The organism is Citrobacter sp. CFNIH10 (assembly GCF_002934585.1).
Lineage (GTDB): Bacteria > Pseudomonadota > Gammaproteobacteria > Enterobacterales > Enterobacteriaceae > Citrobacter_A > Citrobacter_A amalonaticus.
Genome location: NZ_CP026216.1, coordinates 5059017 through 5075556, shown reverse-complemented (window position 1 = coordinate 5075556; position 16540 = coordinate 5059017). Strand labels below are relative to the sequence as shown.

Here is a 16540-nt window from a genome sequence, read left to right as displayed (position 1 = left end):
TTAATTAAATTCAGACAAGATGGGAGGGGAAAGAGACTTACACAAAGTGAAATCTCACGCATAATAACGATTCTACGTTGCTAACGGGCCATACTGGCCAGGGATGAAAAATGAAACACATACGCGTAGTCGCCTGCATGCTCATGCTGGCGCTGGCTGGGTGCGACAACAACGATAAAGCTCCGATAGCGGCAAAAAACGACGCTCCCGCCGCACAACCCGCGGCGGAAAAGAAAGCAGAAAAAGATACCGCGCAGTTGCAGAAACTGGCCCGACAAAGCGAGGGCAAAGCGCTGACGCTGCTGGATGTCTCAGAGGTGCAGCTGGACGGCGCATCGACGCTGGTGTTGACCTTTTCCATCCCGTTAGATCCTGAACAGGATTTTGCCCGTCTCGTCCACGTGGTGGATAAAAAAAGCGGCAAAGTCGATGGCGCATGGGAACTGTCGCCGAATCTGAAAGAGCTGCGTTTACGCCACCTGGAACCGAATCGTGACCTGCTGGTGACCATTGAGCGCGATCTCAGGGCGCTGAACAACGCGACCTTCGAAATCAACTATGAGAAAAGCCTCACCACGCGTGATATTCAACCCAGCGTGGGTTTTGCCAGCCGTGGTTCACTGCTGCCGGGGAAAGTGGTGGAAGGGCTGCCCGTGATGGCGCTCAACGTGAACAACGTAGACGTTAACTTTTTCCGCGTGAAACCTGAATCGCTGGCGGCCTTTGTCAGTCAGTGGGAGTACCGGAATTCGATGTCCAACTGGGAGTCCGACAATCTGCTGAAAATGGCGGATTTGGTCTATACCGGTCGCTTTGATCTCAATCCTGCGCGTAACACCCGCGAAAAACTTCTTCTGCCGCTGAGCGAGATTAAGCCGTTGCAGCAGGCGGGTGTCTACGTCGCGGTGATGACCAAAGCCGGGCAGTACGAGTACAGCAACGCCGCAACGTTGTTCACGCTCAGCGACGTCGGCGTATCGGCACATCGCTATCAGAACCGGCTCGATGTGTTTACGCAAAGTCTGGAGAATGGTGCCGCGCAGCAGGGGGTAGATGTCGCTTTGCTGGATGAAAAAGGACAGACCCTGGCGAAAGCGACCAGCGATGCGAAAGGCCATGTACAGCTTGAAAATCACCAGAATGCCGCGCTGTTGCTGGCGCGTAAAGAGGGGCAAACCACGCTGCTGGATCTGAAACTCCCGGCGCTGGATTTAGCAGAGTTCGACATCGCGGGGGATCCCGGCTACAGCAAACAGTTCTTTATGTTTGGCCCGCGCGATCTCTACCGTCCTGGCGAGACGGTGATCCTCAACGGTCTGCTGCGTGACAGCGACGGCAAGACGCTGCCCGATCAGCCAGTGAAACTGGAGGTCGTTAAACCGGACGGCCAGGTGATTCGTACTGTCGTCAGTCAACCGGATAACGGGTTGTATCACTTTACTTATCCGCTGGACAGCGGTGCGCCAACCGGAATGTGGCACATTCGCGCCAACACGGGCGATAACCAAAGCCAGATGTGGGATTTCCACGTTGAAGATTTCATGCCGGAGCGAATGGCGTTAAATCTCACCAGTCAGGAAACGCCTTTGTCGCCGTCTGATAAGGTGACGTTCTCGGTGGCGGGCTACTACCTCTACGGCGCCCCGGCGAATGGCAATGCGCTGCAAGGGCAGCTGTACCTGCGCCCACTGCGTGATGCCGTGCCGTCACTGCCCGGCTTCCAGTTTGGCAATATTGCCGAGGAGAACCTGTCGCGCAGTCTCGATGAAGTCCAACTGACGCTGGATGAAACCGGGCGTGGTGACATCAGCACCAATAGCGAGTGGCGTGAGACCCACTCACCGTTGCAGGTGATATTGCAGGCCAGCCTGCTGGAGTCCGGTGGTCGTCCGGTAACGCGTCGCGCTGAGCAGGCTATCTGGCCGGCCGACACATTACCGGGTATCCGCCCGCAATTTGCGGTGAAAGCGGTGTATGACTACCGCACCGATACCACAGTGAATCAGCCGATTGTCGATGAAGACAGCAACGCCGCTTTTGACATTGTCTATGTCGATGCCCAGGGAGAGAAGAAAGCGGTCTCCGGGTTACAGGTGCGTTTGATTCGTGAGCGTCGCGACTACTACTGGGACTGGCTGGAAAGCGAAGGCTGGCAGTCGCGCTTTGATCAAAAAGATCTGGTGGAAGGTGAGCAGACGCTGGATCTGAAAGCCGATGAAACCGGCAAAGTGACATTCCCGGTCGAATGGGGGGCCTACCGACTGGAAGTGAAAGCGCCAAACGATGCGATCAGTAGCGTCCGTTTTTGGGCAGGTTACAGTTGGCAGGATAACAGTGATGGCAGCGGGGCGGCTCGGCCGGATCGCGTGACATTGAAGCTGGACAAACCGGCCTATCGTCCGGGCGACACCATAAAGCTGCATATTGCAGCACCGGCGGCGGGGAAAGGCTATGCGATGGTAGAATCCAGTGAAGGTCCGCTGTGGTGGCAGGAAATTGATGTCCCGGCGCAGGGGCTGGATCTCTCCATTCCGGTCGATAAATCGTGGAATCGCCACGATCTCTACCTGAGCACGCTGGTGGTGCGTCCGGGAGATAAATCTCGTTCTGCAACGCCGAAACGTGCCGTAGGCTTGCTGCATTTACCGCTGGGAGACGAAAACCGACGTCTGGAGCTGGCGCTGGAAAGTCCGGCTAAAATGCGTCCGAACCAGCCGCTGACCGTGAAGATCAAGGCCAGCAGTAAAAACGGCGAGACGCCAAAACAGGTTAACGTCCTGGTGTCGGCAGTGGATAGCGGCGTGTTGAACATTACCGATTACGTTACGCCGGATCCGTGGCAGGCCTTCTTTGGACAAAAACGCTACGGCGCGGATATTTATGACATTTATGGTCAGGTGATTGAGGGCCAGGGGCGTCTGGCCGCACTGCGCTTTGGCGGTGATGGCGATGAACTGAAGCGCGGCGGTAAACCGCCGGTCAACCATGTAAATATCGTGGCGCAGCAGGCGCAACCGGTCACGCTCAATGAGCAGGGTGAAGGCAGTGTGACGCTACCGATTGGCGATTTTAACGGCGAACTGCGCGTGATGGCGCAGGCGTGGACGGCGGATGACTTTGGCAGCAATGAAAGCAAAACTATTGTCGCCGCCCCGGTCATTGCTGAGCTGAATATGCCGCGCTTTATGGCCGGTGGCGATACCTCGCGACTGGTGCTGGACGTGACCAACCTTACCGATCGACCACAGTCACTGAACGTGACGCTGGCCGCCAGCGGACTGATCGAACTGGTCAGCGACCAGCCAGCGCAGGTCAATCTGGAGCCGGGCGTGCGCACGACCTTGTTTGTTCCTGTTCGTGCAAAAGAAGGATTTGGTGATGGTGAGCTGCAGGCGACGTTAAGTGGATTGAACGTGCCGGGAGAAGACATCGGACCGCAGCAAAAGCAGTGGAAGATTGGCGTACGTCCGGCATTCCCGGCGCAAACGGTCAATAACGGCGTGATGCTGCAACCGGGGGAAAGCTGGACCCTTCCTGAAGAAGAGGTGATGAACTTCTCGCCGGTGACGGTACAGGGCCAACTGTTGTTCAGTGGTAAACCGCCGTTAAATCTGGCGCGCTATATTCGCGAACTGAAGGCGTATCCATACGGCTGTCTGGAACAAACCACCAGTGGCCTGTTCCCGTCGCTTTATACCAATGCCGCGCAGCTACAAGCGCTGGGCATCGCGGGTGATACCGACGAGAAGCGTCGTGCGGCAATCGAAACCGGGATTGCCCGCCTGTTACAAATGCAGCGTGATAACGGTGGTTTCGCGCTGTGGGACAAAAATGGTCCGGAAGAGTACTGGCTGACTGCCTATGCGATGGATTTCCTGGTTCGGGCGGGTGAGCAGGGCTATAGCGTTCCAGCGGCGAGGATCAATCTGGGCAATGCGCGCCTGCTGCGATACCTGCAGGATCCGGGAATGATGTCGATTCGCTACTCCAGCGATACGCAGGCAAGCAAATTTGCCGTGCAGGCTTATGCCGCGCTGGTCCTTGCGCGGCAGCAAAAAGCCCCACTTGGCGCGCTGCGCGAGATCTGGGAACGGCGCAGTCAGGCGGCATCCGGCTTACCGCTGCTGCAATTAGGTATAGCGTTGAAAACGATGGGGGACGCGAAACGGAGTGACGATGCGGTTGCGCTGGCGCTCTCCACCCCGCGTCACGATGAACGTCAGTGGCTGGCTGATTATGGTAGTCCGCTTCGCGATAACGCCCTGATGCTGGCGTTGCTGGAAGAGAATAACCTTAAGCCGGACGTCCAGAACTCGCTGCTGAACACGCTCTCTGAACAAGCGTTTAGTCAGCGCTGGCTGTCAACGCAGGAGAATAATGCGCTGTTCCTGGCAGCCCGTTCGCTGCAGGATCTACCCGGTACCTGGCAGGCGCAGACTTCTCTTGCGGAGCAACCGCTGACGGGCGATAAAGCGCAAACCCGTAATCTGGATGCCGATCAACTTGCGGCGTTGCAGGTGACGAATAACGGTGCTCAACCGATGTGGTTGCGCCTGGACGTAAGCGGCTATCCACAATCGGCTCCGGCACCTGCCAGCAATGTGCTGCAGATTGAGCGTCATATTCTGGGCAGTGACGGGCAGAGCAAATCGCTGGATTCCCTGCGTAGTGGTGAACTTGTTCTGGTCTGGCTGGAAGTGAAAGCCAGTCAGGATGTACCGGATGCGTTGGTGGTGGATCTGCTGCCAGCCGGACTGGAACTGGAAAACCAGAATCTGGCAAACGGTAGCGCCAGCTTGCAGGACAGCGGCAGCGAGGTGCAAAACCTGCTCAATCAAATGCAGCAGGCAGATATTCAGCACGTTGAGTTTCGGGATGACCGCTTTGTTGCCGCCGTGGCAGTGAATAGTGGACAGCCGGTGACGCTGGTCTATCTGGCGCGAGCGGTGACGCCGGGAACCTATCAGGTGCCGATGCCCATGGTAGAATCGATGTATGTTCCACAATGGCGGGCGACCGGTGTAGCCGGGGACATTCTGATTGTTAAGCCGTAAATGGGGCGATTAACCGGCAAACGCGGCGGTTGGCTTTGGCTGACCGCCGCGTCTGTTTTACTCGTTTGCGCCGTCTGGGTGGCAGATAAAATCTGGCCGCTGCCTTTACGTGAGGTCAATCCGGCGCGGGTGGTCGTGGCCCATGACGGAACGCCACTGTGGCGGTTTGCCGACGCGGACGGCATCTGGCGCTATCCGGTAACGCCTGAAGAGGTCTCTCCGCGTTATCTTGAGGCGCTCATTAATTACGAAGACCGCTGGTTCTGGAAACATCCGGGGGTAAACCCTCTCTCCATTCTTCGTGCCGCCTGGCAGGATCTCTCCTCCGGACGGGTGATTTCTGGCGGCAGTACGCTGACCATGCAGGTAGCGCGATTACTCGATCCACATCCCCGCACTTTTGGCGGTAAGTTTCGCCAGCTCTGGCGCGCTCTGCAGCTCGAATGGCATCTCTCAAAACGCGACATCCTGACGCTGTACCTCAATCGTGCGCCGTTTGGCGGCACGTTGCAGGGAATTGGCGCGGCCAGTTGGGCCTATCTCGGAAAACCTCCGTCACAGCTCAATTACTCTGAAGCCGCGTTACTGGCGGTATTACCACAGGCGCCGAGTCGACTGCGCCCTGATCGCTGGCCGGATCGGGCAGAAGCTGCGCGCAACAAAGTGCTTGAGCGGATGGCAATGCAGGGGATTTGGTCGCCGCACCAGGTGGAGGAATCACGTGAAGAGCCGGTCTGGCTGACGCCTCGCCAGATGCCGCAACTGGCACCGCTGTTCTCGCGGATGATGTTGGGTAAAAATCAAGGCGACAAAATTGTCACCACCCTGGATGCCGGGCTGCAACGACAGCTGGAAGAGCTGGCACAAAACTGGAAGGGCAGGCTGCCAGCGCGAAGTTCGCTGGCGATGATCGTCGTCGATCACACTGACATGAGCGTGCGTGGCTGGGTCGGTTCGGTCGATCTGAATGATGCCACGCGTTTCGGTCATGTGGATATGGTCAAGGCGATTCGATCGCCCGGTTCCGTGCTTAAGCCTTTTGTCTATGGGCTGGCGCTGGATGATGGATTAATCCACCCGGCGTCTTTATTGCAGGATGTACCGCGCCGTAGTGGGGATTATCGTCCAGGTAATTTTGACAGCGGTTTTCATGGCCCTGTCAGTATGAGCGAAGCGCTGGTGCGCTCGCTGAATTTACCTGCGGTACAGGTGCTTGAGGCCTACGGTCCGAAGCGTTTTGCCGCACAATTACGCAATAGTGGACTGCTGCTGTACTTGCCTGCGGGCGCGACTCCTAATTTGTCGCTTATCTTGGGGGGCGCAGGCGCGCGGCTTGAGGATATGGTCGCGGCGTACAGCGCTTTTGCTCGCCACGGCAAAGCGGGAAAACTGCGTTTGCAGCCGGGCGATCCCCTTGTCGAACGCAGACTGATGTCGCCCGGTGCGGCGTGGATCATCCGGCGTATTTTGGCCGATGAAGCGCAGCCGCTGCCGGATAGCGCGCTTCCCCGGGTGGCCCCGCTGGCGTGGAAAACGGGCACCAGCTATGGTTATCGCGATGCGTGGGCGATTGGCCTCAATGCTCGCTATGTCATCGGTATCTGGACGGGCAGACCGGACGGTACGCCCGTTGCCGGACAGTTCGGTTATGCCAGTGCAATCCCGCTGCTCAATCAGGTAAACAACCTGCTCTTAGCCCGTGGCGCCTCGCTGCCGGAAGATCCGCGCCCGCAGTCGGTCACCCGTAGCGTTGTGTGCTGGCCTGGCGGGCAGTCTCTTCCCCCTGGTGACAGCAATTGTCGGCGTCGTCTGGCCACCTGGCTGCTGGAAGACGTGCAGCCGCCCACGCTGTTGCTGCCGGAGCAGGAAGGGGTGAGCGGTATTCGTTTCCCGATCTGGCTGGATAAGGCAGGCCGACGCGTTGCCGCTGATTGTCCGCAGGCGCAAGAACAAATGCTGATTGTCTGGCCGTTGCCGCTTGAACCGTGGTTGCCCGCCGCTGAGCGTCGCCGTGCGCGCTTGCCGTTATCCTCAACGGTGTGTCCGCCGCACGGGCAGGATCCCGCATTACCACTGTTGCTGTCTGGCGTGCGTGATGGCGCAATCGTCAGACGTTTACCGGGGGCCACAGAGGCGAGCGTAACGCTTCAGAGCAGCGGCGGCACAGGAGAGCGCTGGTGGTTCCTTAATGGCGAACCGCTACAAGAACGTGGGCGCGGTGTCACGTTACGTCTGCGCGAAAAAGGTGACTATCAGCTACTGGCGATGGATGAGAGCGGGCAGGTTGCGACGGTGAGGTTTACGTTGCAGTAGACCAGGTTGACACTTTTTGTTGCTAATGCTCATCTTATTTTAAAAAAATGTTACCTTCATCCATATGCAATAGCCGGGATGCTCTTTATAATCCGCGCCAGGTAAAACACAACAGAACATCTTTCAGAGGTAATCATGGCTATTGAACGTACTTTTTCCATCATCAAGCCAAACGCGGTGGCAAAAAACGTTATTGGTAATATCTTTGCGCGCTTTGAAGCAGCAGGGTTCAAAATCGTCGGTACCAAAATGCTGCACCTGACCGTTGAACAGGCGCGCGGTTTCTATGCTGAGCATGATGGCAAACCGTTCTTTGACGGTCTGGTCGAGTTCATGACCTCTGGTCCTATCGTGGTGTCCGTGCTGGAAGGCGAAAACGCGGTACAGCGTCACCGCGATCTGCTGGGTGCAACCAACCCGGCTAACGCCCTGGCGGGTACGCTGCGTGCCGACTACGCCGACAGCTTCACTGAAAACGGGACTCACGGTTCGGATTCAGTGGAATCCGCCCAGCGCGAAATCGCCTATTTCTTCGGTGAAGGCGAAGTGTGCGCTCGCACTCGCTGATCCCTTCGGGAATAATTTTCGGTAAATGCCGCGTGCAAACGTGGCATCCTTGCGCCAGACTTTGTACAATGCAACGCCCCGGATGAGCACAGCTTACCGGGGCGTTTCTTTTCAACCTCCCATGGGCCATAACGTGTAACAACGAGGCCGGAAAAAATTATGTCTGAATTAGTTAACACTTCCGAAATCATCACCCCTGCGGTTCCTGCGAAAAATGGCAAAATCAACCTGCTGGATCTGAACCGTCAGCAGATGCGCGAATTCTTTAAAGAGATGGGTGAGAAGCCGTTTCGCGCTGACCAGGTGATGAAATGGATGTACCACTATTGCAGCGACAACTTTGATGAGATGACTGACATCAACAAAGTGCTGCGCAACAAGCTCAAAGAGGTGGCGGAAATCCGCGCACCGGAAGTGGTTGAAGAACAGCGCTCCTCCGATGGCACCATCAAATGGGCAATTGCCGTGGGCGATCAGCGCGTCGAAACGGTGTATATCCCGGAAGATGATCGCGCCACGCTGTGCGTCTCTTCGCAGGTGGGTTGTGCGCTGGAATGTAAATTCTGTTCAACCGCACAGCAGGGTTTTAACCGTAACCTGCGCGTTTCTGAAATTATTGGTCAGGTCTGGCGTGCGGCGAAAATTGTTGGCGCGGCGAAAATCACCGGTCAGCGTCCAATCACCAACGTGGTGATGATGGGGATGGGGGAACCGCTGATCAACCTGACTAACGTTGTGCCAGCCATGGAAATCATGCTTGATGATTTCGGCTTCGGTCTGTCCAAGCGTCGCGTCACGCTGTCGACTTCCGGCGTCGTGCCTGCGCTCGACAAATTAGGTGACATGATTGACGTCGCGCTGGCGATTTCGCTGCACGCGCCGAATGACGACATTCGTGACGAAATTGTACCAATCAACAAAAAGTACAATATCGAAACCTTCCTGGGCGCGGTTCGCCGCTATCTGGAGAAATCCAATGCCAACCAGGGACGCGTCACTATTGAATACGTCATGCTGGATCACGTTAACGATGGCACAGAGCATGCGCATCAACTGGCAGAGTTGCTGAAAGACACGCCTTGTAAAATTAACCTGATCCCATGGAACCCGTTCCCGGGGGCGCCTTATGGACGTAGTTCTAATAGCCGTATTGACCGTTTCTCTAAGGTGCTGATGAGCTACGGCTTTACCACCATTGTGCGTAAAACACGCGGTGATGATATTGACGCTGCCTGCGGACAACTGGCGGGGGATGTGATCGACCGGACTAAACGTACACTACGTAAGCGTATGCAGGGTGAGGCTATCGACGTTAAAACCGTCTGATGCACATTGCGCCAAAGCCGGATTTTTGTGCTGTGGCGCAATGTAATTTGCATGAGGGCCAGGGTTGTACTTGTCCGGTCAATAATAACGGTGCGTTTTTGTCGACTTTAAGGCAGTATGTACGGCGCGACAATAGTTTAGCCCTCAGGCTTAAGCTGTTTTTGTTAAGAGTCAGCAGAGAGGTTTATACTGTTTGACTCAGGTTGACTGAACCGATTTTCGCGGTGTGGGTGGGCATTGTGACTCACCGGCGCCTGAACCCTAATTTTCACCAGCAGCTGTAGCGAATGAATACTGAAGCCACTCACGACCAACATGAAGCACAATCCACCGGCGTTCGCCTACGTAATGCCCGTGAACAACTCGGACTCAGCCAGCAGGCTGTCGCTGAGCGACTTTGCCTGAAGGTATCCACCGTACGCGACATTGAAGACGATAAGGCGCCTGCCGACCTGGCTTCAACGTTCCTGCGCGGATACATTCGCTCTTATGCACGCCTGGTCCATATTCCTGAAGAAGAACTGTTACCGGCTCTGGAGAAACAGGCTCCGGTTCGTGCGGCGAAAGTGGCACCGATGCAGAGCTTCTCATTAGGCAAGCGTCGTAGAAAGCGTGATGGCTGGTTGATGACGTTTACCTGGCTGGTGCTGTTTGTGGTGGTCGGCCTGACGGGCGCATGGTGGTGGCAAAACCACAAAGCGCAGCAGGAAGAGATCTCCACGATGGCCGATCAATCCTCTGCTGAGCTGAACGCCAACAGCGAAAACACACAAAGCGTGCCGCTGGACACCAGCGCGACGGCAACTCAGGACAACACGCCAGCGGCAACCGGTCCGGCGGAGACGGTGCAAACGCCTGCGCCGACGACGGCACCTGCGGTTGACCCGCAGCAGAACGCCGTAGTCGCGCCTTCTCAGGCCAACGTTGATACCGCTACAACCTCTCCTGCGACACCGGCAACGCCGGATGGCGCGGCACCGTTGCCGACCAATCAGGCGGGTGTGGAAGCCGCTGCGGATCCAAACGCGCTGGTGATGAACTTTACCGCCGATTGCTGGCTGGAAGTCAGCGATGCGACAGGTAAAAAGCTGTTCAGCGGAATGCAGCGTAAAGATGGTAATTTAAACCTGACCGGTCAGGCACCTTACAAGCTTAAAATTGGCGCGCCGGCTGCGGTGCAGATCCAGTATCAAGGAAAACCTGTCGATCTGAGCCGTTTTATCAGAACTAACCAGGTTGCGCGTCTGACCCTAAATGCCGAACAATCATCGGCGCAGTAATAGACGGGTAACGCGGGAGATTTTTCATGCATAACCAGGCTCCAATTCAACGTAGAAAATCAACGCGAATTTACGTTGGGAATGTGCCGATTGGCGATGGGGCTCCCATCGCCGTCCAGTCGATGACCAACACGCGGACCACGGACGTGGAAGCGACGGTTAATCAGATCAAAGCGCTGGAACGCGTTGGCGCTGACATTGTTCGAGTCTCCGTACCCACGATGGATGCCGCAGAAGCCTTCAAACTGATCAAGCAACAGGTTTCTGTTCCGCTGGTCGCCGACATTCACTTCGACTACCGTATTGCGCTCAAAGTGGCGGAATACGGCGTTGACTGCCTGCGTATTAATCCAGGCAACATCGGCAATGAAGAGCGTATCCGCATGGTGGTGGATTGCGCGCGCGACAAGAATATCCCGATTCGTATCGGTGTTAACGCCGGATCGCTGGAAAAAGATCTACAGGAAAAGTACGGCGAACCCACGCCGCAGGCCTTGCTGGAATCGGCAATGCGCCATGTGGATCATCTCGATCGTCTGAACTTTGATCAGTTCAAGGTCAGCGTAAAAGCGTCTGATGTTTTCCTCGCCGTTGAATCCTATCGCCTGCTGGCGAAGCAAATCGATCAACCACTGCATTTAGGGATCACCGAAGCCGGTGGTGCGCGCAGTGGTGCGGTGAAATCGGCAATCGGTCTTGGTCTGCTGCTGTCCGAAGGGATTGGCGATACGCTGCGCGTTTCGCTGGCTGCCGATCCGGTGGAAGAGATTAAGGTTGGCTTCGATATCCTGAAGTCTCTGCGCATTCGTGCTCGCGGGATAAACTTCATCGCCTGTCCGACCTGCTCGCGTCAGGAGTTTGACGTGATCGGTACGGTCAACGCCCTGGAGCAGCGTCTGGAAGACATCATTACGCCGATGGACGTTTCCATCATTGGCTGTGTCGTTAACGGACCGGGTGAAGCACTGGTTTCGACGCTGGGCGTGACGGGCGGTAACAAAAAAAGCGGCCTCTATGAAGACGGCGTGCGAAAAGATCGCCTGGATAACAGCGATATGATTGACCAGCTTGAAGCCCGTATCCGCGCCAAAGCGACGATGCTCGACGAAGCGCAGCGGATTAACGTGCAGCAGGTTGAAAAATAATAACGTGATGGGAAGCGGCGTGCTTCCCGTGTATGATTGAACCCGCATGGCTCCCGTATCGCTCGGGGAAGCGCTGAGGGTTCATTTTTATATTCAGAAAGAGAATAAACGTGGCAAAAAACATTCAAGCCATTCGCGGCATGAACGATTATCTGCCTGGCGAGACCGCCATCTGGCAGCGCATTGAAGGCACACTCAAAAACGTGCTCGGCAGCTACGGTTACAGTGAAATCCGCTTGCCGATTGTAGAGCAGACCCCGTTATTCAAACGCGCGATCGGCGAAGTGACCGACGTGGTTGAAAAAGAGATGTACACCTTTGAGGACCGCAATGGCGATAGCCTGACGCTGCGTCCGGAAGGCACGGCGGGCTGTGTACGCGCCGGCATCGAGCATGGTCTCCTGTACAATCAGGAACAGCGCCTGTGGTACATCGGGCCGATGTTCCGCCACGAACGTCCGCAGAAAGGGCGCTATCGTCAGTTTCATCAGTTGGGTGTCGAAGCCTTTGGTCTGCAAGGGCCGGATATTGATGCCGAACTGATTATGCTTACCGCGCGCTGGTGGCGTGCGCTGGGTATCGCTGAACATGTCAATCTTGAGCTGAACTCCATCGGATCGCTGGACGCGCGTGCAAACTACCGCGATGCGCTGGTGGCATTCCTGGAGCAGCATGTTGAGAAACTGGACGAAGACTGCAAACGTCGCATGTACTCCAACCCGCTGCGCGTGCTGGATTCAAAAAATCCGGACGTACAGGCGCTGCTCAACGATGCTCCTCAGCTTGGCGACTATCTGGATGACGATTCCCGCGAACACTTTGCTGGCCTGTGCAAACTGCTGGAAGCCGCAGGGATTGCCTACACTGTCAACCAGCGTCTGGTTCGTGGCCTCGACTACTACAACCGCACCGTGTTTGAGTGGGTCACCAGCAGCCTGGGCTCACAGGGCACCGTCTGTGCGGGCGGTCGTTATGACGGACTGGTTGAGCAACTCGGCGGTCGCGCGACGCCGGGAGTGGGCTTTGCAATGGGCCTGGAACGCCTTGTTTTACTGGTTCAGGCAGTTAATCCGGAATTTAAAGCCGATTCTGTTGTCGATATATACCTGGTCGCTTCAGGTGCGGATACGCAGTCTGCGGCAATGACACTGGCTGAGCGCGTGCGTGATGAAATCCCGGGCGTGAAGCTAATGACAAACCACGGCGGCGGCAACTTTAAGAAACAGTTTGCCCGAGCTGATAAATGGGGTGCCCGCGTTGCACTGGTGCTTGGCGAGTCCGAAGTGGCTGCCGGTACTGTTGTAGTGAAGGATTTGCGCTCCGGTGAGCAAACTGAAGTTGCACAGGATAGCGTTGCAACGCATTTGCGCACGTTAATGGCTTAAGGAGAAGGACTGCGTGGAAATTTACGAGAACGAAAACGATCAGGTTGAGGCGATTAAACGCTTCTTTGCCGAGAACGGCAAAGCCCTGGCTGTTGGGGTTATTTTAGGTGTTGGTGCGCTGGTAGGCTGGCGCTACTGGAACAATCATCAGATTGAGTCCGCACGCTCTGCTTCTCTGTCATATCAAACCGTGGTGAGTTCGCTCAGCGCGGGTAAAGCGGAAGACCTGTCAGCCGCAGAGAAATTTGCTGCCGACAATAAGAACACCTACGGCGCGTTAGCGTCGATGGAACTGGCGCAGCAGTTTGTCGATCAGAATCAACTTGAGAAGGCCGCAGCCCAGCTTCAGCAGGGACTGGCCGCCACGAGTGATGAGAATCTTAACGCAGTGATCACGCTGCGTCTTGCTCGCGTTCAGATTCAACTCAAGCAGGCGGATACGGCGCTGAAAACCCTGGAGAGTGTGAAGGGTGAAGGATGGGCGGCGATTGTTGCCGATCTGCGCGGCGAAGCGCTGCTGAGCAAAGGTGATAAACAAGGTGCGCGTAGTGCGTGGGAAGCGGGCGTGAAAAGTAACGCCTCCCCGGCACTGAGCGAAATGATGCAGATGAAAATCAATAATTTGTCCATCTGAGAGGGACCCGATGCAATTGCGTAAATTACTTCTGCCAGGGCTGCTTTCCGTTACCCTGTTGAGCGGCTGTTCACTGTTTAGTGGCGAAGAAGACGTTGTTAAAATGTCCCCATTACCGGTGGTTGAAAATCAGTTTACCCCGTCTACGGCCTGGAGCACGTCTGTAGGCAATGGTATCGGCGATTTCTATTCCAACCTCCACCCGGCGTATGCCGATAACGTGGTCTACGCAGCCGATCGCGCTGGCGTGGTGAAAGCGTTAAATGCTGATGACGGCAAAGAAGTCTGGTCGGTGAACCTGGGTGAGAAAGATGGCTGGTTCTCGCGTTCGTCAGCGCAGTTGTCTGGCGGCGTAACGGTTGCTGGCGGTCACGTCTATATTGGTAGCGAAAAAGCGCAGGTTTATGCGCTGAACGCAGCGGACGGTACGGTTGCATGGCAAACCAAAGTGGCGGGCGAAGCGCTTTCCCGTCCGGTAGTCAGTGACGGCATGGTGCTGATTCATACCAGCAACGGTCAGTTGCAGGCACTGAACGAAGCCGATGGCGCCATTAAGTGGACCGTGAACCTGGATATGCCTTCGCTGTCACTGCGTGGCGAATCTGCGCCGGCAACCGCCTTTGGTGCGGCCATTGTCGGTGGCGATAACGGCCGCGTGAGCGCCGTACTGATGCAGCAAGGCCAGATGATTTGGCAGCAGCGTATTTCTCAGGCGACCGGTTCTACAGAGATTGACCGTCTGAGCGATGTGGACACCACTCCGGTCATCGTCAATGGCGTCGTTTACGCCCTGGCTTATAATGGTAACCTGACCGCGCTGGATCTGCGCAGTGGCCAGATCATGTGGAAACGTGAACTGGGCTCGGTGAATGACTTTATCGTCGACGGCAACCGTATCTATCTGGTGGATCAGAATGACCGCGTACTGGCGTTGACGACCGATGGCGGCGTTACGCTGTGGACGCAAAGCGATCTGCTGCACCGTCTGCTGACTTCCCCGGCGTTGTATAATGGCAACCTGGTGGTGGGTGACAGCGAAGGGTATCTGCACTGGCTTAACGTCGAAGATGGCCGTTTTGTGGCTCAGCAGAAAGTAGACAGCTCCGGCTTCCTGACTGAACCGGTCTCAGCCGATGGCAAGCTGCTGATCCAGGCCAAAGACGGTACCGTGTATTCCATTACACGTTAATCGTCCTGGTCGTACGCTTTAAAAAACGGCTCCTGGTGCAGGGGCCGTTTTCCTGTTTTTAACAACGGCGCAAAAATCGCGTCTGTTGTCTGATGATTTTTAAAATGAGGCTTTAAACATGGTACCTGTGGTCGCGCTTGTCGGGCGCCCTAACGTCGGAAAATCCACGTTATTTAACCGTCTAACTCGCACCCGAGATGCGCTAGTGGCGGATTTCCCGGGTCTGACTCGTGACCGTAAGTACGGTCGTGCGGAGATTGAAGGCCGTGAGTTTATCTGCATCGATACCGGCGGGATTGATGGCACCGAAGATGGCGTAGAAACCCGTATGGCGGAACAGTCGCTACTGGCAATTGAAGAGGCGGATGTGGTGCTGTTCATGGTGGATGCGCGCGCTGGCCTGATGCCTGCCGATGAAGCGATCGCCCAGCATTTACGCTCTCGTGAAAAACCGACGTTCCTGGTCGCCAACAAAACGGACGGACTCGATCCGGATCAGGCTATCGTTGATTTCTACTCGCTGGGCCTGGGTGAAATCCATCCGATCGCCGCGTCTCATGGTCGTGGCGTGCTCAGTCTGCTGGAACACGTTCTGCTGCCGTGGATGGACGATGCCGCGCCGCAGGAAGAGGTGGACGAAGACGCCGAATACTGGGCACAGTTTGAAGCTGACGAGAACGGTGAAGAAGAGCCTGAAGATGACTTCAATCCGCAGGATCTGCCGATTAAGCTGGCGATTGTCGGTCGTCCGAACGTCGGTAAGTCCACACTGACTAACCGTATTCTGGGTGAAGACCGCGTGGTCGTTTATGATATGCCGGGCACCACGCGTGACAGTATTTATATCCCGATGGAACGTGATGAGCGCGAATACGTGCTGATCGATACCGCCGGGGTACGTAAACGCGGGAAAATCACCGATGCGGTAGAAAAATTCTCCGTTATCAAGACGTTGCAGGCGATAGAGGACGCTAACGTGGTGTTGCTGGTGATTGATGCCCGCGAAGGTATCTCTGACCAGGATTTGTCGCTGCTGGGCTTTATCCTCAATAGTGGGCGCTCACTTGTCATCGTAGTGAACAAGTGGGACGGCCTGACGCAGGAAGTGAAAGAGCAGGTGAAAGAGACGCTGGACTTCCGTCTGGGCTTTATCGATTTTGCGCGTGTGCATTTTATCTCTGCGTTGCATGGCAGCGGTGTCGGCAACCTGTTTGAATCCGTCCGCGAAGCCTATGACAGCTCCACCCGTCGCGTTAGCACGGCGATGCTGACCCGAATCATGACGATGGCGGTTGAAGATCATCAGCCACCGCTGGTCCGTGGTCGTCGCGTGAAACTGAAATATGCTCATGCGGGGGGATATAACCCGCCGATTGTGGTGATTCACGGTAACCAGGTCAAAGACCTGCCGGATTCCTATAAGCGCTACCTGATGAACTACTTCCGTAAATCGCTGGAAGTGATGGGGACGCCGATCCGTATTCAGTTTAAAGAGGGCGAGAACCCGTATGCCAACAAGCGCAATACGCTGACCCCGACTCAGATGCGCAAGCGTAAACGTCTGATTAAGCACATCAAAAAAAGCAAATAATTCATTACGCCCTCTCCCGGCGGGGAGGGCGCCATCAACAGGAATATGAGGAGGAA

General features: G+C 55.9%; 10 protein-coding genes. All 10 read left to right on the top strand.

The genetic code is table 11. The annotated features are described in order from the left end of the window. Positions 1-110: 110 nt before the first annotated feature. The 10 genes from C2U53_RS28940 to der all read left to right on the top strand — a co-directional run bounded on the left by C2U53_RS28940 (position 111) and on the right by der (position 16484). Positions 111-5054: an alpha-2-macroglobulin gene (locus C2U53_RS28940; protein ID WP_104446834.1), complete on the top strand. Its 4944-nt coding sequence runs from the start codon at positions 111-113 to the stop codon at positions 5052-5054. Continuing rightward, positions 5055-7367: a peptidoglycan glycosyltransferase PbpC gene (pbpC, locus tag C2U53_RS28935; protein ID WP_042999828.1), complete on the top strand. Its 2313-nt coding sequence runs from the start codon at positions 5055-5057 to the stop codon at positions 7365-7367. It abuts the gene before it with no gap. Positions 7368-7502: 135 nt separating this feature from the next. After that, positions 7503-7934 (top strand): nucleoside-diphosphate kinase, encoded by a 432-nt coding sequence (gene ndk, locus C2U53_RS28930; protein ID WP_042999829.1) that lies wholly within the window; start codon positions 7503-7505, stop codon positions 7932-7934. A gap of 159 nt (positions 7935-8093) precedes the next feature. Continuing rightward, positions 8094-9260 carry a bifunctional tRNA (adenosine(37)-C2)-methyltransferase TrmG/ribosomal RNA large subunit methyltransferase RlmN gene (locus C2U53_RS28925; protein ID WP_104446833.1) on the top strand — a complete coding sequence of 389 codons (1167 nt, stop codon included), beginning with the start codon at positions 8094-8096 and terminating at the stop codon, positions 9258-9260. A 287-nt stretch (positions 9261-9547) separates the two neighbouring features. Then, a complete protein-coding gene (rodZ, locus tag C2U53_RS28915) occupies positions 9548-10540 on the top strand; it encodes a cytoskeleton protein RodZ (RefSeq protein ID WP_042999831.1) in 993 nt (330 codons plus the stop codon). 26 nt (positions 10541-10566) lie between these two features. Continuing rightward, a complete protein-coding gene (gene ispG / locus C2U53_RS28910; protein ID WP_042999832.1) occupies positions 10567-11685 on the top strand; it encodes a flavodoxin-dependent (E)-4-hydroxy-3-methylbut-2-enyl-diphosphate synthase in 1119 nt (372 codons plus the stop codon). Positions 11686-11795: 110 nt separating this feature from the next. Beyond that, positions 11796-13070, top strand: coding sequence for a histidine--tRNA ligase (gene hisS / locus C2U53_RS28905; protein WP_042999833.1), 1275 nt, complete (start codon positions 11796-11798; stop codon positions 13068-13070). Positions 13071-13083: 13 nt separating this feature from the next. Beyond that, positions 13084-13704 carry a YfgM family protein gene (locus C2U53_RS28900; RefSeq protein WP_042999834.1) on the top strand — a complete coding sequence of 207 codons (621 nt, stop codon included), beginning with the start codon at positions 13084-13086 and terminating at the stop codon, positions 13702-13704. Between the two features lie 10 nt (positions 13705-13714). After that, a complete protein-coding gene (bamB, locus tag C2U53_RS28895; protein ID WP_042999835.1) occupies positions 13715-14893 on the top strand; it encodes an outer membrane protein assembly factor BamB in 1179 nt (392 codons plus the stop codon). A gap of 118 nt (positions 14894-15011) precedes the next feature. Then, the gene (gene der, locus C2U53_RS28890; RefSeq protein WP_042999836.1) at positions 15012-16484 is read left to right on the top strand and encodes a ribosome biogenesis GTPase Der; all 1473 of its coding nucleotides are present in this window, start codon (positions 15012-15014) and stop codon (positions 16482-16484) included. The last annotated feature ends 56 nt before the right edge of the window (positions 16485-16540 follow it).